The sequence below is a fragment of the Brevundimonas sp. Leaf280 genome, from assembly GCF_001422455.1.
Lineage (GTDB): Bacteria > Pseudomonadota > Alphaproteobacteria > Caulobacterales > Caulobacteraceae > Brevundimonas.
Map to the genome: position 1 here is coordinate 248877 of NZ_LMNC01000001.1, position 18461 is coordinate 267337.

17 protein-coding genes and 1 other RNA gene are annotated in these 18461 nt (G+C 65.9%); 7 read left to right on the forward strand and 11 right to left on the reverse strand.

Annotated features, from left to right (window positions below):
* Positions 1-56: 56 nt before the first annotated feature.
* On the reverse strand, positions 57-3377 hold the full coding sequence (locus tag ASF31_RS01210) for a TonB-dependent receptor domain-containing protein (RefSeq protein WP_055752940.1): 3321 nt from the start codon (positions 3375-3377) through the stop codon (positions 57-59).
* A gap of 272 nt (positions 3378-3649) precedes the next feature.
* Complete coding sequence (locus ASF31_RS01215) at positions 3650-4351, reverse strand: HAD family hydrolase (protein ID WP_055752941.1); 702 nt, start codon at positions 4349-4351, stop codon at positions 3650-3652.
* A gap of 41 nt (positions 4352-4392) precedes the next feature.
* Between ASF31_RS01215 and ASF31_RS01220 the strand changes: the two genes are divergently transcribed.
* Entirely contained in the window at positions 4393-5103 is a 711-nt protein-coding gene (locus ASF31_RS01220) for an SDR family NAD(P)-dependent oxidoreductase (RefSeq protein ID WP_055752942.1), read from the forward strand.
* Between the two features lie 50 nt (positions 5104-5153).
* Positions 5154-6413 (forward strand): S41 family peptidase, encoded by a 1260-nt coding sequence (locus ASF31_RS01225; RefSeq protein WP_235551212.1) that lies wholly within the window; start codon positions 5154-5156, stop codon positions 6411-6413.
* 1 nt (position 6414) lies between these two features.
* On the opposite strand, the gene ASF31_RS14680 is transcribed toward ASF31_RS01225, so the two are convergent.
* The 6 genes from ASF31_RS14680 to tkt form a co-directional block, all read right to left on the reverse strand.
* A complete protein-coding gene (locus tag ASF31_RS14680; protein ID WP_369814622.1) occupies positions 6415-6645 on the reverse strand; it encodes a YbdD/YjiX family protein in 231 nt (76 codons plus the stop codon).
* Positions 6638-8725, reverse strand: coding sequence for a carbon starvation CstA family protein (locus ASF31_RS01235; protein WP_055752945.1), 2088 nt, complete (start codon positions 8723-8725; stop codon positions 6638-6640). The genes ASF31_RS14680 and ASF31_RS01235 overlap by 8 nt, the downstream gene beginning before the upstream one ends.
* 271 nt (positions 8726-8996) lie before the next feature.
* Entirely contained in the window at positions 8997-10193 is a 1197-nt protein-coding gene (gene purT / locus ASF31_RS01240) for a formate-dependent phosphoribosylglycinamide formyltransferase (protein ID WP_055752946.1), read from the reverse strand.
* A 5-nt stretch (positions 10194-10198) separates the two neighbouring features.
* A complete protein-coding gene (locus tag ASF31_RS01245) occupies positions 10199-10603 on the reverse strand; it encodes a VOC family protein (RefSeq protein WP_197458422.1) in 405 nt (134 codons plus the stop codon).
* Complete coding sequence (locus ASF31_RS01250) at positions 10600-11442, reverse strand: alpha/beta hydrolase (protein ID WP_082464989.1); 843 nt, start codon at positions 11440-11442, stop codon at positions 10600-10602. Before ASF31_RS01250 ends, ASF31_RS01245 begins: the two co-directional genes overlap by 4 nt.
* Positions 11443-11616: 174 nt before the next feature.
* Positions 11617-13608 carry a transketolase gene (gene tkt, locus ASF31_RS01255; protein ID WP_082464946.1) on the reverse strand — a complete coding sequence of 664 codons (1992 nt, stop codon included), beginning with the start codon at positions 13606-13608 and terminating at the stop codon, positions 11617-11619.
* Positions 13609-13702: 94 nt separating this feature from the next.
* On the opposite strand from tkt, the gene ASF31_RS01260 reads away from it, so the two are divergent.
* The 5 genes from ASF31_RS01260 to ASF31_RS01275 all read left to right on the forward strand — a co-directional run bounded on the left by ASF31_RS01260 (position 13703) and on the right by ASF31_RS01275 (position 15945).
* On the forward strand, positions 13703-13951 hold the full coding sequence (locus ASF31_RS01260; RefSeq protein ID WP_055752949.1) for a hypothetical protein: 249 nt from the start codon (positions 13703-13705) through the stop codon (positions 13949-13951).
* Positions 13951-14274, forward strand: coding sequence for a cell division protein ZapA (locus ASF31_RS01265; protein ID WP_055752950.1), 324 nt, complete (start codon positions 13951-13953; stop codon positions 14272-14274). The genes ASF31_RS01260 and ASF31_RS01265 overlap by 1 nt, the downstream gene beginning before the upstream one ends.
* Positions 14275-14337: 63 nt before the next feature.
* A non-coding RNA gene (gene ssrS / locus ASF31_RS14185) (6S RNA) lies at positions 14338-14498 on the forward strand.
* Between the two features lie 80 nt (positions 14499-14578).
* Positions 14579-15127 (forward strand): 5-formyltetrahydrofolate cyclo-ligase, encoded by a 549-nt coding sequence (locus tag ASF31_RS01270; protein WP_055752951.1) that lies wholly within the window; start codon positions 14579-14581, stop codon positions 15125-15127.
* Positions 15124-15945 carry a TIGR00282 family metallophosphoesterase gene (locus ASF31_RS01275; protein WP_055752952.1) on the forward strand — a complete coding sequence of 274 codons (822 nt, stop codon included), beginning with the start codon at positions 15124-15126 and terminating at the stop codon, positions 15943-15945. The genes ASF31_RS01270 and ASF31_RS01275 overlap by 4 nt, the downstream gene beginning before the upstream one ends.
* Here the strand turns inward: ASF31_RS01275 and ASF31_RS01280 are convergent.
* The 3 genes from ASF31_RS01280 to ASF31_RS01290 form a co-directional block, all read right to left on the reverse strand.
* A complete protein-coding gene (locus tag ASF31_RS01280) occupies positions 15942-17015 on the reverse strand; it encodes a glycosyltransferase family 4 protein (RefSeq protein ID WP_235551213.1) in 1074 nt (357 codons plus the stop codon). The two genes, ASF31_RS01275 and ASF31_RS01280, sit on opposite strands and share 4 nt — an antisense overlap.
* A 65-nt stretch (positions 17016-17080) precedes the next feature.
* On the reverse strand, positions 17081-17623 hold the full coding sequence (locus tag ASF31_RS01285) for a tyrosine-protein phosphatase (protein ID WP_235551235.1): 543 nt from the start codon (positions 17621-17623) through the stop codon (positions 17081-17083).
* A 26-nt stretch (positions 17624-17649) separates the two neighbouring features.
* Positions 17650-18438, reverse strand: a complete 789-nt coding sequence (locus ASF31_RS01290; protein WP_200918520.1) for a hypothetical protein — start codon at positions 18436-18438, stop codon at positions 17650-17652.
* Positions 18439-18461 lie beyond the last annotated feature (23 nt).

An 18461-nucleotide genomic window follows, 5' to 3' on the forward strand; every position in this document is an offset into this window, starting at 1 on the left:
AAGGGGCGACCGTCGCCGGTCGCCCCCTCGTTTCAAGATCACAGGATATGTGAGTCTTAGAACACCTTGTAGTTCAGGCCGATGAAGAAGCGGCGGCCGTAAGGATCGAAGTTCGAATACAGCGTCGTGCCGAGGTACGGCGCCTGTTCCGAATCGAAGGCGTTCACGACGCCGGCGCGCAGCGTCAGATCTTGGTTGACGTTGTAGCGGACGGTGAAGTCGTTGCGCACGAAGTTGCCCGTGTCCAGCTGATCGGCCGAACGGCCGTCCGCATTGTTCACGAAGTCGCGGCGGAAGACGATGTTCTGAGCCGATTGCCAGTCCGCAGTCCAGTTCACACTCCAGGTTTCGTTGGGGGTCCAGGTCAACGAGGAGGTGAAGCGAACGCGCGGGTATTGCAGCGTGCTGGCCAGTTCATCGAAGTCGCCGGGATCGGCTTCATTCAGGAACTGCTTCTGTTCGATCAGCCACGAGCCGGCGAGCGAGTAATCGAACACACCCCAGTTACGGCCGAAGCTGTCGCTGGTGTCGAGGCGATAACGACCCGTGAAGTCCAGACCGCGGGTTTCCAGCGACGCATAGTTGAAGGAACGCTCGATGAAGCCGCCGATCGGATCGCCAGCCGGCGCGCCAATGCCGAACAGGATGTTCGGATTGTTGCGGAAGATGGTCGAGCAGGCATCGACGTTCAACTCCGCGCCGTTCACGCAGTTCGCCGCCGCCGTGTCGGCGGTGACAGCCGCAATGACGCGGTCAATCTTGATCTCGTAGTAGTCGAGCGCAAGGCTGAAGTTGGGCATGAAGCGCGGACGCAGCACCGTCGAGAAGGTGAAGCTGTTCGACTCTTCAGGCTGAAGGTTTGGGTTGCCGCCGGAGACGCCCGAGATGCCCGAGGTGTAGGTCGGGTTGAAGTCGTCGGTGTTTTGCGGGGTCGCGCCGGCGAAGTCGAAGGTCAGACCTTGCTGAGCGGCCAAGGCCGTGCAGTTTCTGATGCGGTTGGCCCTCGTTTCGCTGTCATTTACTGCCGCGATTGCTGCGGTCGTGCAGGGATCGGTGAACGAGTTCAGGAAGGTTTCGCTGTTCGGGGCGAAGTTTTCGGCCAAATCGGGAACGCGAACCGAGGTGTTGTAGCTGGTCTTGAAGGTGATGTCCCGGATCGGACGATAGACCAGGTTTACGCCGTAAACATCGACGTTTCCGACCGTCGAATAGTCCGCGTAACGATAAGAGCCGCTGAGTTCAGCGTATTCACCGAGCATGCTGTCGCGGAAGAGCGGTAGCGAGACTTCCGTGAAGACTTCCTTGGACTCATAGCTGGCTTCGGGGAAGTCAGGGCCAGAGTTGAGGAACAGCAGACGACCGTCGGTATCGCGGTCGCGACCCGTGGCTTCCGTCGTTTCCTTGCGATACTCACCACCTAGAGCGACGCCAATGGGACCGGCGCCCCAGAAGTCCCACAGGCTACCTGAGACCGAGGCGATCGCCTGCTGCTGCTCGTTCTGCTCAGTGATGCCGATTTCGGCGCCGACATAGTCAAGCGCTGCGGCGCTCTGGTTGCCCTTGCCAAACACGTTTAGCGGCGCGCATTGCGCCACCGAGTCGCGACCATACTGCGTATCACGCAGATCTCCGCCACGCTGATAGTCGTCTAGGGCGGCGCCCTGCTTCAGCAACAGTTGCGACCGGCAGACAATCTCACCGGCTCGGCCATTTACAACACCCAAGGTGTCCACAACCGCATCCGCTGCAAGCGCAAAGCGTTGACCATCGACCGCGCGTTCGCGGTTCTCGATCTGGACCTTGCCGTAGGTGTAGCCGATATCCCAGCTCACGTCCTTGACGAATGAAATCTGGTCGTGGTTGCCGCGGAGCCCCAAGACGTAACGCTGCAACTCACGTGTGTTGTCTTGCGTACGGTCTGGGCCAAACAGGGTGTGGCGCGCATTCTGAAGCAGGACGCCCGGTTGGGCGGCGCCTGGGGTGGTCGCGGTCGGCGGTGCGTAAGGCGTGACCACGTTCGTGCGGATCGCATCCTTGACGTTTTGCGGCAGGAAGGCGTTGTCTGACCAGCGCAGGTCGAAGTTGTTCACGGCGTAGATCGGGTTGACCTCGTTCGCGCCGTACGAGTTCACAAGGTCGATGTCGAAGAAGGTCGGCTGAGCCAAGTCAAAGGTGTTCTCCTTGACGTATTTGGCTTCTGCGTAGGCTTCAATCGCGCTTGTCACCTTGAAGGTGCTGCCAACTTGATAGCGTTGCGACTCCGAGCTTGGAACGCGCGAGCCGGTCGAGAAGTCGGCCGGGTTTTCGCCATCGCCGCCAATGTTGTACGGGCGGTTGATGCCGGTGTTGCCTACCCGCTCGCCAAAGTTGGCCAGGCGGGCGGTGGTGCCGTCGTACCAATATGTCCTGCCCGGAGTCACGCCAAAGCAGTTGGCGCTGTAGCTGAAGTTTCCGGCGACATTGCCGCCCGGGAAGCAGTCTGCGTACGGGACATTCGGATTCGTCAGGTCGCTCGGCTGCTGCACGTTGGCCAGGGTGGTCTGGCCCCAGCGCGGGATGTCTAGGCGACGAACACCGGTGAACAGGAAGGCGTCCTGACGACCATCGAACGGCGCCGTGGTCGGATCGGCGTCGACGCCGATGCGGACCGGCGCGCGACGGATCCAGTCGATGTCCATCGACGTGACTTCGTCGACCTTCTCATATTCGGCGTGCGCATAGACGTTCAGGCGATTGTCGAAAAAGTTCTTGCCGATCAGGGCCGAGACACGCTGGTTGGCTTCGCCGTCCTGGTTGATCTGGCCGTAGTTGGCGTCGATTTCCAGGCCTTCGAAGTCCTTGCGCAGGATGAAGTTAAGCACGCCGGATACAGCGTCTGCGCCATACACCGACGACGCGCCGCCCGTGACGATCTCAATGTTCTGGATCAGCAGGCGCGGAATGGTGTCGATATCGACCGAAAGCGAACCGCCCGACGAACCGACGTGGCGACGTCCGTCGACCAAGGTCAGCGTGCGGTTGGAGCCCAGCGAACGCAGGTTCGGCAGCGAAAGGCCGCCGTCGCCTAGGCCCGAGCCCGTCGTATCCGACGGAACGACCGAGTTCGACAGGGCGGGAATGGTCGCCAGATAGTCGATGACCGTGGTTTGGCCGGTCGACAGCAGTTCGTCGCGCGATACTTGGATCAGGGGGGTGGGGGCGTTGGTTGCGTCGCGACGGATACGCGACCCGGTCACCACGATTTCACCAAGCTCGGCGGCCTGTTGGCTGTCAGCAGCGGGTGCGGTGCTGGTGGGTTGATCTGCAGTTTGGGCGAAGGCGCTAGACGCCGCCAAGGCGCCCGCAAGGACCGTCGAAGTCAGAAGGAAATTGCGCATTTACTCTCCAATGATCGCAGCAGGGGGGATCAGGAGTGCTAGTAGAGCCGTCGCTGAACTGCCGCAGGCGTGCCACAGACCGGACACATCTCAATCGGTCAAGCGTCGCCTTTGCGTTCGTGTCAATATAACGTCGGTATTGAGATAATGTGGTCTCTATGCAACGCCCAATTTGTCGCATTGATTTTCAGTCAAATTCTTATTCCGAGTCCAGAAATGAGCGGAAATCCGTCCGATTATTGAGCTGATGCTGACTTGGTACAAAGGAAAATCTAATCAGTATACCAACCATCGATTGCCTCTTTTAAGCCGGCAATGTTGAACAATGAAGTATAGCGGGGCTCGTCAACCGGGGCGTCGGCGAGTTCGTGGGCCCAGGTGACGTGATAGGGGATGTGGACGCCGAAGGCGCCGGCGGCGATGGCGGGCAGGACGTCGGACTTCATGGAGTTGCCGGCCATGACGGCCTCGGCGGGGCCGGTGCCGTGGCGGTTGAAGACCCGCTCGTAGGTGGCGCGATCCTTTTCGGAGACGATCTCGACGGCGCTGAACAGGTCGCCCAGGCCTGATGCCGCCAGCTTGCGCTCCTGATCCAGCAGGTCGCCCTTGGTGATCAGGACCAGGCGGTATTTTTCGGACAGTTCGGCGACGACCGCATCCACGCCGGGCAGGGTCTCGACCGGGTGGGCCAGCATCTCGCGACCGGCGGCCAGGATCTCGCGCACGACATGGGGCGGAGCCTCGCCGTTCGTCAGTTCCATCGCCGTCTCGATCATCGACAGGGTGAAGCCCTTGATGCCGTAGCCATAGAGACGCAGGTTGCGTTGCTCGGTTTCGGCCAGACGCGCCTCGATGGTCGCCTCGTCGCCGTGATCGGCCAGAAGATCGACGAACCGCGCATGGGTCAGGCGGAAGATCGTCTCGTTGTGCCAGAGGGTGTCGTCGGCATCGAGGCCGACCGTGGTGATGCTCATGCCGCGCCCCTATCATGGGATGAACGCGGAAGGGAGACGGGATGAACGGATCGGCGGTGGTGATCGGGGCGACGGGCGGCATCGGCCGGGCGATGGTCGAGCGGATCGTGGCGGACGGCGCGTTCGAGACGGTGTGGGCCGTGTCGCGGTCCGGCGCGGATATGGCGGACGCGCAAGGTTTGGCCGCCGATCTGGAGGACGAGGCCAGTCTGGCGTCCGCCGCCGAACGGATCGGCCAGGGGCCGGCGCCGACGTTGATCGTCGTTGCGACCGGGGTGCTGCACGACGGGCTTCAACCGGAACGGTCGTTTCGTCAGTTAAATGCGGAACACCTGTTGCGGGACTACCGCGTCAATGCGGTGGGGCCCGCGCTGGCGGCGAAACATCTGCTGCCGCTGATGCCGCGCGATCGGCGGGCGGTGTTCGCGGCCCTGTCGGCGCGGGTGGGGTCGATCGCCGACAATCGGCTGGGCGGCTGGCACGCCTATCGGGCATCCAAGGCGGCGCTGAACATGATCCTGCGCAATCTGTCGGTCGAGATGGCGCGCAGCCATCCGCAGGCGGTGATCGCCGGTTTGCATCCGGGTACTGTGGCGACGGACCTGAGCGCGCCGTTCCAGAAGGGGGTGGCCGAGGGCAAGTTGTTCACGGCCGACCATTCCGCCGAGCGGCTGCTGTCCGTGCTGTCGAACCTGACCCCGGCCGACAGCGGCGGCGTGTTCGCCTGGGACGGGGTGCGGGTGCCGGAATAGCGCGCAGTCGTGACTTGAGCAAAGCGGGCGACTGACGTCAGATGGTGGTCATGCGTCTGAGCGTTTCCGCCCGGCTTTTCAGCCTCATGTTGCTCTGCCTGCCGTTGAGCGTTCCGGCCGTGGCCATGCCCGCTGTCGATACGGTCGTCGCAGCAGCGCCCTCGCGGGATCGCGCGCGGCTGAATCAGCGCGTGTTCGATCGGGTGTGGAGCGAGGTGCGGCGGGGCTATTACGATCCGACCCTGCACGGCGTGGATTGGAACGCCGCACGGGCGACGTTCCGGCCCCAGGCCCTGGCGGCGAGCGATGAGCGCGGGCTGTACCGCGTCATCAATGCGATGCTGGATCTGCTGGACGACGGTCATGCGGCGGCCAGTCCGCCGGCGGCGGTGCGGCGTCAGGAGGCGCAGTTCGCCCGGCGCGCCGTAATGGGCCTGACCCTGATGCGGGGCGAGACGCCGGACGACTGGACCGTCGAGCGTGTCCGGCCGGGCTCGCCAGCCGAGGCGGCGGGCGTGCAGATGGGCTGGGCTCTGAACTCGGTCGATGGGCAGCCCTGGGGACCGGATGTCGAGACCTATGCCGGGGTTCCGGTGCAGTTGGTCCTGACCGACGATGCGGGACAGAGGCGCGAGATCGCCCTGACGCCGAGGGTGATGGAGGCCATCGAACCATTCACCGCCGACAAGTCGCGACCAGGGGTGCTGGTGCTGCGCGTCGAGCAGTTCGACAAGGGGCTGGGCGCCTGGATGGGCAGCGAGTTGGAAGGCCTGCCGCCGGATGTGGACGTGGTGTTGGACCTGCGTGGCAATCCCGGTGGGCGGCTGATGGAGGCGGAATCGGTCCTGACCTGTTTCCTGCCGCGCGATCAGGTCTGGGCGACGCGGACGGGACGCAGCGGTCGGCCGGTGGTGCTGAGGGCGGCTGGCGACTGCGGCGATCGGCGCGATCCCCTGGCCAATGATGTGGCGGTTCTGGTGGATCAAGGCAGCCGCAGCGCCGCCGAACTGACGCCGGCCGCCTTGCAGGAGGCGCGGCGTGGCATCGTGGTGGGCGAGAAGACCGGCGGATCGGTGCTGATCGCTCAGGAGACCAATCTGCCGGACGGCGGGCGGCTGACGCTGAGCCGGGCGGACTTCGTGACTTCGGGCGGGATTCGGCTGGAGAAGCGGGGGGTCACGCCCGACATCGCCGCGCCTCGCACCGTGGCCCAACGCCGCGCGGGCGACGATCCGACACTGGAGACGGCGATCGCCGCCCTTCAGGCCGAGGATCGCGCCAGGGCCGACACCCCCGCCAGCGGCCTCTAGATCAGCAGCATTTGAACCCGCCGGCGCCGCCAAAGCGGCGCTGCTCGTGCAGGCGGAAGAAGGCGGTCTTGTCCAGCGGCGGCTGGTCGGGATGGGTCGTCGCCGCGTGATCGACATAGGCCTGATAATCCGGCTGACCGATCATGGCGCCGGCCGTGCGCCGAACGCCGCGACCCCACCGCAGGGCGGTGTCGCGACACAGGCACAGCAGGTCGTCCTGAACGTCAGGCACGGGCCGCATCCGCCGCCTCGTCGGCCGCCGTCAGTTGGTGGCTTTCCGGATACTCGCGGACCGTCGGGCGGTTGTTCGCATAGGCCTTGCGGCACGCCAGGACGCCATAGACAACCATGGTGACGACCACGAACAGGAAGCCCGCCGTCAGGGTCGAGTTGACGTAGTCGTTGACGACGATGCGGTGCATGTCGCCGATGCTCTTAGCTGGGGCGATCAGTTCGCCGGCGCCCAGCGCCTCCTGATATTTGCGGGCGTGGGACAGGAAGCCGATGCGGACGTCCGGGTGGAACAGCTTCTGGAAGCCCGCCGTCAGGGTGCAGATCAGCAGCCACGTCGCGGGAACGACCATGACCCAGGCGAACTTCTCGCGCTTCATCTTGAACAGGACGACGGTGCCCAGGATCAGGGCGACGGCGGCCAGCATCTGGTTGGCGATGCCGAACAGGGGCCACAGGCTGTTGATGCCGCCCAGCGGATCGACCACGCCGGTGTAGAGGAAATAGCCCCACAGCCCGACCGTCAGGGCCGTGGCGACAACGTTGGCGCCCCACGACTTCGTTTCGCGCATCTTGGGCAAAGCGACGCCCAGCAGGTCTTGGATCATGAAGCGGCAGACGCGGGTGCCGGCGTCCACGGTCGTCAGGATGAATAGGGCTTCGAATAGGATGGCGAAGTGATACCAGAAGGCCATCATGGCCTTGCCGCCGATCACGCCGGACAGGATGTGCGCCATGCCGACCGCCAGGGTCGGGGCGCCGCCTGCGCGCGACAGGATGGAATGTTCGCCCACGTCTCGCGCCAGCTGTTCCAGCTCTCCGGGCGTGATGTGGAAGCCCCACTGGGCCACGGCGGCGGCGGCTGAGACCGCATCGTTGCCGATGACGGCGACCGGGCTGTTCATGGCGAAATAGACGGCCGGATCCAGAACCGTGGCGGCGATCAGGGCCATGACGGCGACGAAGCTTTCGCACAGCATGGCGCCATAGCCGATCATCGGGATCTGGGCCTCGTTCTCCAGCAGCTTGGGCGTGGTGCCCGACGAGATCAGGGCGTGGAAGCCCGACACGGCGCCGCAGGCGATGGTGATGAACAGGAAGGGGAACAGGGCGCCGGCGAAGACCGGGCCGGTGCCGTCGATGAAGGGGGTGATGGCCGGCATCTGCAGGTGCGGGCGCACGATCAGGATGCCGACGGCCAAGGCCACGATCGCGCCGATCTTCAGGAAGGTCGACAGATAGTCGCGCGGCGCCAAGAGCAGCCACACCGGAATGACCGAGGCGATGAAGCCATAGACCATCATCAGGATCGCCAGGGTCGGGCCGGTCAGGGTGAAGGCCGGACCCCAGAACGGATCGGCCGCGATATGGCCGCCGCCGATGATGGCCAGGATTAGCAGGACGACGCCGATCACCGAAACCTCGCCCACGCGGCCCGGCCGCAGGAAGCGGGTGTATAGGCCCATGAAGATGGCGATGGGGATGGTGGCGGCGACGGTGAAGGTGCCCCACGGGCTTTCGGCCAAGGCCTTGACCACGACCAGGGCCAGAACCGCCAGGATGATGACCATGATCATCAGGACGCCGACCTGGGCGATGATGCCGGGGATGTTGCCCATTTCGGTGCGGATCATGTCGCCCAGCGACTTGCCGTCGCGACGCGTGGACATGAACAGGACCATCATGTCCTGCACCGCGCCGGCCAGCACGGCGCCGACCAGAATCCACAGGACGCCCGGCAGATAGCCCATCTGGGCGGCCAGCACCGGCCCGACCAGCGGGCCTGCGCCGGCGATGGCGGCGAAGTGGTGGCCGAACAGGACGTTTTTGGGCGTCGGCACATAGTCGAGCCCGTCGTTGCGGCGCATGGCCGGGGTCAGGCGCGCGGGGTTCAGCTGCATGACCTTGTTGGCCAGGTAGCGGCTGTAGAACCGATAGGCGATCGCATAGGTGCAGACGGCGGCGACCACCATCCAGACCGCGCTGATGCTTTCGCCCTGATGCAGGGCGATGATGCCGAGGGACACCGCCCCCAGGATGGCGATGGCGCCGAAGATTATGGGTGTGCTGAGTTTGCCCACGACAGATCCCTCCCGGCCGGCTGACTGCGACCCTCGCCCTTGGTTTGCACCACAATGCGGGACAAGGCCAATCGACTAAAGTCGTAGAAATGGCTCCGCTGTCGTCATTCTCCGGCAAGCCGCTTGCGGCGCAGACCGGGGAACCCAGCGGCGCGCGAGAGCGCGAACCTGCCGCATCATCTGCCGTCAGAGTCTCGTGGCTGATGCATCGCCTATGGCGCCGCTGGGTCCCCCGATCTCGCTGCGCTCGTCGGAGGATGACGAAAGGAAATCAGCCCCGAACCACCTTCACACAGCCTGCGGCTTCGCGCGCGCGGTCGCGGGCCTGTTCGACGTCGGCGCCGCGGGCGACAGCCACGCCCATGCGGCGGCGCTCGAAGGCTTCGGGCTTTCCGAACAGACGCAGATCGGCGGTCGGGACCGACAGGGCCTCCGCAACGCCCTCGAAGGCGATCCCTTGCGCGTCAATGCCGCCATAGATGACGGCGCTGGCGGCGGGTTCACGTTGGCTCACGTCGATGGGCAGGCCCAGGATGGCGCGGGCGTGCAGCGCAAACTCACTCATGGTCTGGCTGGCCAGGGTGACCAGGCCGGTGTCGTGCGGGCGGGGCGAGACTTCGGAGAACCAGACCTGGTCGCCCTTGACGAACAGTTCGACGCCGAAGACGCCGTAACCGCCCAAGGCCGCAGTAACCTTGGCGGCGATGTCCTGGGAGGCGGCCAGCGCAGCGGGCGTCATGGGCTGCGGCTGCCAGCTTTCGACGTAGTCGCCCTTGACCTGGCGGTGGCCGATGGGCGCGCAGAAATCGGTGCGGGTCGTGCCGTCGGCGTCGCGCGAGCGGACGGTCAGCAGCGTGATCTCGAAGTCGAAGTCGATGCGTCCCTCGACGATGACGCGGGCGCCGGCGACGCGACCGCTGTCCTGGGCGTAGGTCCAGGCGTCGGCGATTTCATCGGCGCTTTCGACGAAGGATTGCCCCTTACCGGATGACGACATGACCGGCTTGACGAAGTTGGGATAGCCGACGGCCTCTGCGCCGGCGGCCAGTTCCTCGGCCGAGCCCGCGAAGGCGTAGGGGCTGGTGGTAAGACCCAGCTCTTCGGCGGCCAGTTTGCGGATGCCCTCGCGGTTCATCGTCAGTTGCACGGCGCGAGCCGTCGGGATGACCGTCGCCAGGCCGGCGGCCTCGATATCGGCCAGGACCTCGGTGGCTATGGCCTCGATCTCGGGCACGATGAAGTGTGGGGCTTCGGCCAGGATGACGCCGTTCAGCACCTGGGCGTCGGTCATGGGGATGACATGACTGCGGTGCGCGACCTGCATGGCCGGGGCGTTGGGATAGCGGTCCACGGCGATCACCTCGACGCCGAGCCGCTGAAGCTCGATGGCGACCTCCTTGCCCAGTTCGCCCGAGCCCAGCAGCATGACGCGGACGGCGGTGTCGGAAAGCGGGGTGCCGAGTTTCATGGGCGTCAGGCTCCGGTAGCGGGTTCGATCAGGTCCCAGGCGTTGCCGTAGAGGTCTTCGAAGACCACCACCTTGCCATAGGTCTCATGTCGCGGGGTTTCGCGGAAGTGGACGCCGGCGGCAAGCCAGGCGGCGTGGTCGCGTATCAGGTCGTCGGTTTCCAGAAACAGCCAGACCCGGCCGCCGGCCTGGTTTCCGACCTGGGCCTTCTGGGCGTCTGTCATGGCGCGGGCGAGCAGCAGGCTGGTCTCGCCACCTTTGGGCGTGACCCGCACCCAGCGTTTGCCTGCGCCCATGTCGGTGTCTTCGCTGAGCGCGAAGCCCAGCTTGCCGACATAGAAGGCGATGGCCGCGTCATAGTCGTGGACCAGCAGGCTGATCGCGCCGAGCCGGTGCATGGGCCGGCTCATTTCGCAGGCTCCGCATAGAGCTGGCGGAAGGCGTCGAGGGCGGCGCCGTGGTAGATGGTGGCGTGGCTCTCGGTCGGGCGGGGGGTGAAGCTCCAGCTCAGTCCGGGCAGGGCGTGGTCGCGCAGATTGGCCGTCAAAACGTCCATCGGCGCCTGCATTTCCGGGCCTTCGTCGCCCAGGGTCAGGATCAGGGTCCGCGGGTCGTTCGATTGGTCGCGCAGACGGGCCCCCGCCTGACGCGCCAGTTCGCCCCCGTCCCACCACAGGCTGGGGCTGACGGCGACATAGGCGTCAAACAACTGGGGCTCCTTCAGGAAGGTCTCGACCACGAAAAGGCCGGCGAGCGACTCGCCCATCAGGGCCGTCTCGCCACTAGTGCGATAACGAGCCTGGACGAAGGGCAAGACCTCTTCGGCGACGAAGCGGCGGAAACGGTCGGACTGGCCCTGGGTCGGATAGCGGGCGATCAGCTCGGGATCTGTGGTCGGCAGGGCCAGTTCGTCGCGGCGATCCACCGAGGCGATCCCGACCACGATGACGTCGCGGGTCGTGCCGACGACGGTTCCCAACTGGGCGAGGCCGGAGATGTGGTGGAAGTCCTGATCCTGACCGCCGTCGAGGACATAAAGGACGGGATAGGTCTTGCCGCTGTCGGCATAACCAGGCGGCAGCCAGATGTTGATCTCACGCGTCGCGCCCATGATAGCGGAGGGCAGGGCGTAGGACCGGCCGATGACGATGGGGGTTTCGGCGATGGTCGGCGTCTGGGCGTGGGCGACGGGCACCGTCATGCCGAGGGCCACGCCGATGGTCAGCAGCAGACCGCGAACCGAAATCATCGACATCTCCACAAGCCTTCCCTCTCCCGGTGGGAGAGGGCTTGAGCGCACGGCGGCGAAGCCGTCGTTCTTGCGCGAAAGGGTGAGGGGTTACGCTGTGCGACGCGATCAGCACCGTAACCCCTCATCCGGCCCTTCGGGCCACCTTCTCCCTCAGGGAGAAGGGTAGATTTCTTACAGCCGCGCCTTGACCGCCGCGACGACCGCCTCGGTCGTGATGCCGAACTTCTCATACAGAACCTCGGCCGGGGCCGAGGCGCCGAAGCCGGTCATGCCGATGAAGGCGCCGTCTTCGCCGATGAAGCGTTCCCAGCCTTGCTTGATTGCTGCTTCCACGGCGACGCGGACCGTGCCGCGGCCGATGACCGAGGCCTGGTAGGCGGCGTCCTGTTGCTCGAACAGCTCGAAACAGGGGACGGAGACGACGCGGGTCGCCACGCCTTCGGCTTCCAGCGTCTCGGCGGCCTTCAACGCCAGGGCCAGTTCGGTGCCGGTGCCGAACAGGGTGGCTTTGGCCTCGCCATTGGCGGCCTTGATCTCATAGGCGCCCTTCGCCGACAGGTTTTCGGTCGAGGCGACGGTGCGGACGGCCGGGGTCTTCTGGCGCGACAGGGCCAGGGCCGATGGCGCGGTCTTGGTCTGCAGGGCGATTTGCCAGCATTCCATGGCCTCGATGGTGTCGGCGGGCCGGAAGACCAGCAGGTTCGGAATGGCGCGCAGCGCCGCCAGATGTTCGACCGGCTGGTGCGTCGGGCCGTCTTCGCCCAGACCGATCGAGTCGTGCGTCAGGACGTGGATGACGCGCACGCCCATCAGGGCGCCCAGGCGGATGGCCGGGCGGCTATAGTCCGAAAACACCATGAAGGTGCCGCCGTAAGGAATGACCCCGCCGTGCAAGGTCAGGCCGTTCATGGCCGCGGCCATGCCGAACTCGCGGATGCCCCAGTTGACGTAGCGTCCTTCATAGGTCGGCGCGTCCAGGATCGGCGTGCCCTTGACGAAGGTGTTGTTCGATCCGGTCAGATCGGCCGAGCCGCCGACCAGTTCGGGAATGGTGGCGAACAGTTCATCCAGCGCCGCGCCCGACGACTGGCGCGTCGCCTGGGCCGGCTGGGTCTCGACCAGTTCGGCGATCTTGGCGTTCAGGGCGTCGAAGGCGGCCTCGGGCAGGTCGCCCCTCATGGCGCGGGTGAAGTCGGCGGCCTGGCCGGAGGCGGCGAGGCGGGCTTCCCACTTCTTGCGGTCCTTGGACCCGCGACGGCCGACCTTGGCCCAGGCATCCGCGATGGTCTGGGGCATTTCGAAGGGTTCGTGATCCCAGGCCAGGCCCAGGCGGGTGGCGGCGATCTCGGCCGCGCCCAAGGCGGCGCCGTGGGTCTTGTGGCTGCCTTCCATGGTGGCGGCGCCCTTGCCGATCTTGGTCTTGCAGGCGATCAGCGTCGGCTTGTCCTGACGCATGGCCCATTTCATGGCGGCCTTGATGGCGTTCATGTCGTGGCCGTCGATGGCCTTGACCGCCCAGCCGGCGGCCTTGAACCGCGCCTTCTGGTCGGTCGTGTCCGACAGGGAGACCTTGCCGTCGATGGTGATCTCGTTGTCGTCCCACAGGACGTGCAGCTTGTTCAGCTTGTAGCGGCCGGCAAGCGCGATCGCTTCCTGCGACACGCCTTCCATCAGGCAGCCGTCGCCGGCGATGACCCAGGTGCGGTGATCGACCAGATCATCGCCGTACTTCGCCGCCAGATGGCGCTCGGCCATGGCGAAACCGACCGAGGTCGCCAGACCTTGGCCCAGCGGGCCGGTGGTGACCTCGACGCCCGGCATATGGCCGTACTCCGGGTGGCCTGCGGTCTTGGAGCCCCACTGGCGGAAGTTGGACAGCTCTTCCTTCGTCGCGCCCTTGTAGCCGGTCAGATGCAGCAGGGCGTAGATCAACATCGAGCCGTGACCGGCTGACAGGATGAAGCGGTCGCGGTCGGCCCAGTCGGGTCGCGAGGCGTCGAACTTCAGGAACCGGGAAAACAGCACCGTGGCCACGTCGGCCATGCCCATCGGCATACCGGGGTGGCCGGACTTGGCTTTCTCGACGCCGTCCATGGCGAGGACGCGAATGGCGTTCGCCATCTGCTCGGGCGTGGCCTTTGGTGCGGTTTTTGCGTCGGTCACTGTGGAGACCTCTGTTGGGAAGGCGGAAAAAGGGGGCGCGCCCCTTTACCCCGGCGCGTCCTCGGCTTCTATACGGAATCTAAAGGAGCGACCGATGGCAGACGCCACCACGGCCGCACGGGCGCGTATCGACCGCGCCCTGGCCGAACTGGAACGCAAGATTGTGGAGCTGAAGGCGCGGCCCGCCTCGGCGCCCGCGATCGCGGACGACGATCTGTTCGCCCCGCGTGCCACAGATCAGCGCGTGGCTGAACTGGAGGCCGCCGGGCGCGAGGCGTCCGATGCGCTGGGCCGCGCCGCCCAGGCCGTGCGCGAGGCCTTGGCCGAAAGCGAGGCCGGCTGATGGCGACGGTGACGGTCGAGGTCAACGGACGCCCCTATGCGGTAGGCTGCGCCGACGGGCAGGAAGAGCGGGTCCGCATCCTGGCCAAACAGTTCGACAATCAGGTGCGCCAGGTCGCAGGCGACGTGGGCCATGTCGGCGATCTGCGGCTGTTTCTGATGTCCGCGCTGATCCTGGCCGACGAACTGCATGAGGCGCGGCTGAACGCCGGCAAGGCGGGGCCTTCGTCAGCGACAGCCCCGGCTCCGGCCTCGACGGACGGGGTCGCCGAGGCGCTGAACGCCGTCGCCGCGCGGATCGAAAAGATCGCCCAAAACCTCTAGGCGATTATTCCGCTGCGGATGCTGGCGTCGGGGCCGGCGAAGGCCTATCTTGATCGACGGCGGGTCTTGCTGCGGCTCACGTCGAAGACAACATATCCTTCTGACCTTAATTCACTCATAGGGATCTGTCCCTGTCCGGGCTCGAGGGCTTGGGCATACGGAGCCCACCTGGCTACCCAGGTCGAGAGGATTTAAACGTTCTTCACGGTTCGCGCGGCGCCGCCACCTTCCTCGCCTTTGTGATGTGCTATCGCTCGCCGCGCGGCGGCTCGCTGCATGAGCACGCGTTCGCAGGGGCGGTTCGATGATCCAGGACAAGCACGAACTTCGATCAGCTGCCCGCGCCTTGCGCAAGCGTCTGGCCGAGGCCGATCCGCTGGCCGCCAGCCGGGCGGCGGACCATGCCGATGCGCTTCCCGCCGCTCGGATCGTCGCGCTCTATCGCGCCATGGGGTCGGAGCTGGATACCGACGCCTTGGCTGCGGCGCTGGAGGCGGCGGGCCGCCGGTTGTGCCTGCCGGTCGTGGTCCAGCGCGACGCGCCGATGGAGTTCCGCGCCTGGTCGCCCGGCGAGCCGCTGGAGATGGACGCCGCCGGATGCCCCGCGCCTCTGCCGCTGGCCGAGGTCGTCATGCCGGACCTGATCCTGACGCCGCTGCTGGCCTTTGACGATCAGGGCGGCCGCCTGGGGCAAGGCGGGGGCTATTACGACCGGACGTTCGCCGCCCGACCCGACGCCATCCGCATCGGTTTCGCCTATGCCGGCCAAAGGGTCGAACGGCTGGCGCTGGAGCCTCACGACATTCGACTGCATGGCGTTCTGACCGAGACCGGCTATACGGCTTCCAAATGAGACTGGCATTTTTCGGCGACGTCATCGGCAAGTCCGGCCGTGACGGCATCAGCGATCATCTTCCGGGCCTGAAGCGGGACCTGAAGCTCGACTTCGTGGTCGTGAATGCGGAGAACGCCGCGGGCGGCTTCGGCATTACCGAGAACACGGCGCGCGAACTGTTCATGGCGGGCGCCGACTGCCTGACGCTGGGCAACCACAGCTGGGACCAACGCGAGGCCCTGACCTATATCGTGCGCGAGCCGCGCCTGATCCGGCCGGCCAACTATCCGCGCCTGATGGATGCGCCAGGCGCCGGGGCCAATCTGTTCGAGACCCATTCGGGCCGGACGGTCCTGGTCATGAACGTGCTGGGCCGGGTGCATATGGACCCGATGGACGATCCGTTCGGAGCGGTGGAGCGCGAACTGGCGGCGGCGCCGCTGGGCGCGGTGGCGGACGCCGTTATCGTGGACATGCACGCAGAGGTCACGTCCGAGAAGATGGCGATGGGCCATTTCTGCGACGGGCGCGCGTCGCTGGTGGTCGGCACCCACACCCATGTTCCCACCGCCGACTGCCAGATCCTGCCCGGCGGCACGGCCTATCAGACCGACGCCGGGGGCTGCTGCGACTATGACAGCGTGATCGGCAACGAAAAGGAAGAGCCGCTGCGCCGCTTCACCACCCGGATTTCTGGCGGTCGCTACATGCCGGCCTCCGGCCCCGCGACGGTATGCGGGGTCTTCGTCGAGACGGACGACCGGACGGGTCTGGCCAAGCGGGTCGAGCCGATCCGGGTCGGCGGACGGTTGTCTCAGGCGATCCCGGTCGTCTAACGCGCCCGGCGACGGTCGATCACCGTCTGGCGGACGGCCATCAGCTCGGCTGCACGACGTTGCGGCGTATGGGTCGCCAGCACATAGGCTTGGGCGGATTGCGCGAGCGCCAATCGTTCCTCGGGTGACGAGATCAGCCGGTCCATCGCCGCCGCCAATGTCTTCGGCGTCACTGCATCGACGTAGAGGGCGTGCGGCCCGCTGGCTTCACGCAGGCCGCCGCGCCCGGACGAGATCAGGGCCGCGCCTGCCGCATGGGCCTCGATCGCCGTGAGGCCGAACGGCTCGTCCCAGACGGATGGCGTCAGGGCGATGGCGGCCGTCTGCATCCGTCGCCGCACCTCGCCCAAAGGCGCGGACTTCAGCACCTCGACCCGGTCGCCATACTTTTCCAGCGGGGCGACATGCCGGGCCGCCCAGCGCGCATGATCGTCCCAGTCGTTCAGCATCAGCACGGCGCGCCAGTCGGGATGGGCGTCCAGAACGCAGGGCAGGGCGGCGCACAGCACATCGACGCCCTTTTCCGGCATGGCGCGCCCGGCGAAAGCGATCACCGGCTCTCGATCCTCGGGCGAGGCCAGCCAGGCGCCGGCCTCGATGGGGTTGGGCACCGCGAACGCCCGGTCGTGCAGATCGGGGAAGGTGCGCACGAAGGCGTCGCGCTCCGCCACGCTCACGAAGACCAGGCCGTCTAGCCGCTCATAACGCGCCCGATAACGCCATCGGTCGATGGGGTGGCGCGGCGGGCGCAGGGCGTTGTGGCGATAGAGAAGGTGGGGCGTCTCGGGCAGGGCCTGCTGCACGGCCAGCGCCTGTTTCACCTGCTGATGATGTTCGATCACATCAGGTCGAAAGGCGCGCAGCCGTTCGATAAGTGTCGGCATGCGGCTACGCCCCGCCGGCAGGGCGTCCACGCTTGCTGAAACGCCGTCGTCCGCGCCCTGACAACAGAAGATGCGCGTCTCGCCGCCCTGATCGACACCCGCCATCGTCCGCACCACCGTCTCCATCGAGTTCGGCTGGGCTTCGGAAAACAGGCATCCCGGCGGGAGCAGGATGGCGGTGCGCAAGGTCGCCTCCAGTGGGAAAGTCGGCGCGACCTATAGACGGTTCGTGGCGGAACGGCGACGGCGCCTTAGCTGTTCGGGTAGCCCAGTTCCGGCTCCATCCTCTCGAAGGTGCGGTTCATGGCGTAGGCGTCCAGATTGGGCAGGGCGATATGGCCGAAGCGCAGCGACAACTGGTCCTCTGCGGCGGACTCTCCGCCCTTCGATACCGCCGCGACGTAGAAGGCCGACGCCAGCCCGGTGCGATCCGATCCGCCGGCGCAGTGGATCAAAAGGGGCTTTGGTGCATCGCGCATGATGGCGATCAGGGTGCGGACCTCCTGCGGCGTCAGCTCTTCCTTGGACGACATGCGGAAGTTGATGTGCTGGATGCCCAGGCGACGACTTTCGGCGACCTCGTCGTCATACCAGGGTGAGCCGGGGTTGTGGCCCCGCAGGTTCAGCACGGTGCGGATGCCGTGCTGGCGCTCCATCCGGTCCAGCAGGCCGGGGCGCGGCTGACCGGCCCGATAAATCTCTCCGGCGATGACGGTGTGGACATTGCCGCTCAGGGCGACGCCGATGATGTAGGCGATCAGGCAGACGAGACTGACGGCGGCCGAGATCAGCACGAGCTTCAAGGGTGAGAGCCGGCGGATCACGCGGGGCGCGCTCCCGTAAACCATTTGCGATAGTTGGCCGTGGTGGCGATCAGCAGCACGACCAGCAGGCCTAGCAACGCCGCCGTCGATCCGATGGTGCCCAGGTCCAGTCCGCCCTTGGCGTGCGATTTCGTCAACAGGTCACCCATTGTGGCTCCGAAGGGGCGGGTCAGGACGAAGGCGATCCAGAACAGGACGGTGGTCGAAATCCGGGTGAATTTCCAGGCCAGGATCGTCAGGACGATGCCGCCCGAGATCAGGGCGTTGCTCCACAGATACCCCAGGCCCGAGGTGTCGGCCAGAAAGTCGCCCAGGGCCGTACCCAGCGTGTTCGACGCCAGGATGGCCAGCCAGTAGAAGGTCTCCACCCCCGGCTCGCGAATATGATCGACCTTCAACGAGCCATAGGTCAGCCGCCAGGCCGCCAGAACGGCAATCAGGACGCCGGCGATGATCGTCGCACCCGTGGCGTAACCCAGGCTCAGGCTGCGATCCATGAAGTCGGACAGGGTCGTTCCCGCCGTGCTGGTGGACAGGATCACCAGCCAATAGAGGGCGGGATTAAACCGCTTTGACCGCAACTGAGCGATCAGGGTGATGACGAAGAAGCCCAGCAGGATCAGCGAACTGACGGCATAACCGACCTTCAGCGTCATCGAGACCAGATCGCCGCCGGTCTCGCCGACCGTCGTCGCGCAAATCTTCATCAACCAGAAGGCCAATGTGACCTTCGCCACCTTGTCCACCGTGCCGGCGATAGACGGTTCAGCGGGCGTGGTGCTCATCGTGGCGATCCGGTTTCGACGGC

What these genes read in the sequence shown, in the direction of transcription:
- ASF31_RS01210 (WP_055752940.1), bottom strand. Translation starts at nt 3,377, where the DNA reads ATGCGCAATTTCCTTCTGACTTCGACGGTCCTTGCGGGCGCCTTGGCG.
- ASF31_RS01215 (WP_055752941.1), bottom strand. Translation starts at nt 4,351, where the DNA reads ATGAGCATCACCACGGTCGGCCTCGATGCCGACGACACCCTCTGGCAC.
- ASF31_RS01220 (WP_055752942.1), top strand. Translation starts at nt 4,393, where the DNA reads ATGAACGGATCGGCGGTGGTGATCGGGGCGACGGGCGGCATCGGCCGG.
- ASF31_RS01225 (WP_235551212.1), top strand. Translation starts at nt 5,154, where the DNA reads ATGCGTCTGAGCGTTTCCGCCCGGCTTTTCAGCCTCATGTTGCTCTGC.
- purT (WP_055752946.1), bottom strand. Translation starts at nt 10,193, where the DNA reads ATGAAACTCGGCACCCCGCTTTCCGACACCGCCGTCCGCGTCATGCTG.
- ASF31_RS01245 (WP_197458422.1), bottom strand. Translation starts at nt 10,603, where the DNA reads ATGAGCCGGCCCATGCACCGGCTCGGCGCGATCAGCCTGCTGGTCCAC.
- ASF31_RS01250 (WP_082464989.1), bottom strand. Translation starts at nt 11,442, where the DNA reads ATGATTTCGGTTCGCGGTCTGCTGCTGACCATCGGCGTGGCCCTCGGC.
- ASF31_RS01260 (WP_055752949.1), top strand. Translation starts at nt 13,703, where the DNA reads ATGGCAGACGCCACCACGGCCGCACGGGCGCGTATCGACCGCGCCCTG.
- ASF31_RS01265 (WP_055752950.1), top strand. Translation starts at nt 13,951, where the DNA reads ATGGCGACGGTGACGGTCGAGGTCAACGGACGCCCCTATGCGGTAGGC.
- ASF31_RS01270 (WP_055752951.1), top strand. Translation starts at nt 14,579, where the DNA reads ATGATCCAGGACAAGCACGAACTTCGATCAGCTGCCCGCGCCTTGCGC.
- ASF31_RS01275 (WP_055752952.1), top strand. Translation starts at nt 15,124, where the DNA reads ATGAGACTGGCATTTTTCGGCGACGTCATCGGCAAGTCCGGCCGTGAC.
- ASF31_RS01290 (WP_200918520.1), bottom strand. Translation starts at nt 18,438, where the DNA reads ATGAGCACCACGCCCGCTGAACCGTCTATCGCCGGCACGGTGGACAAG.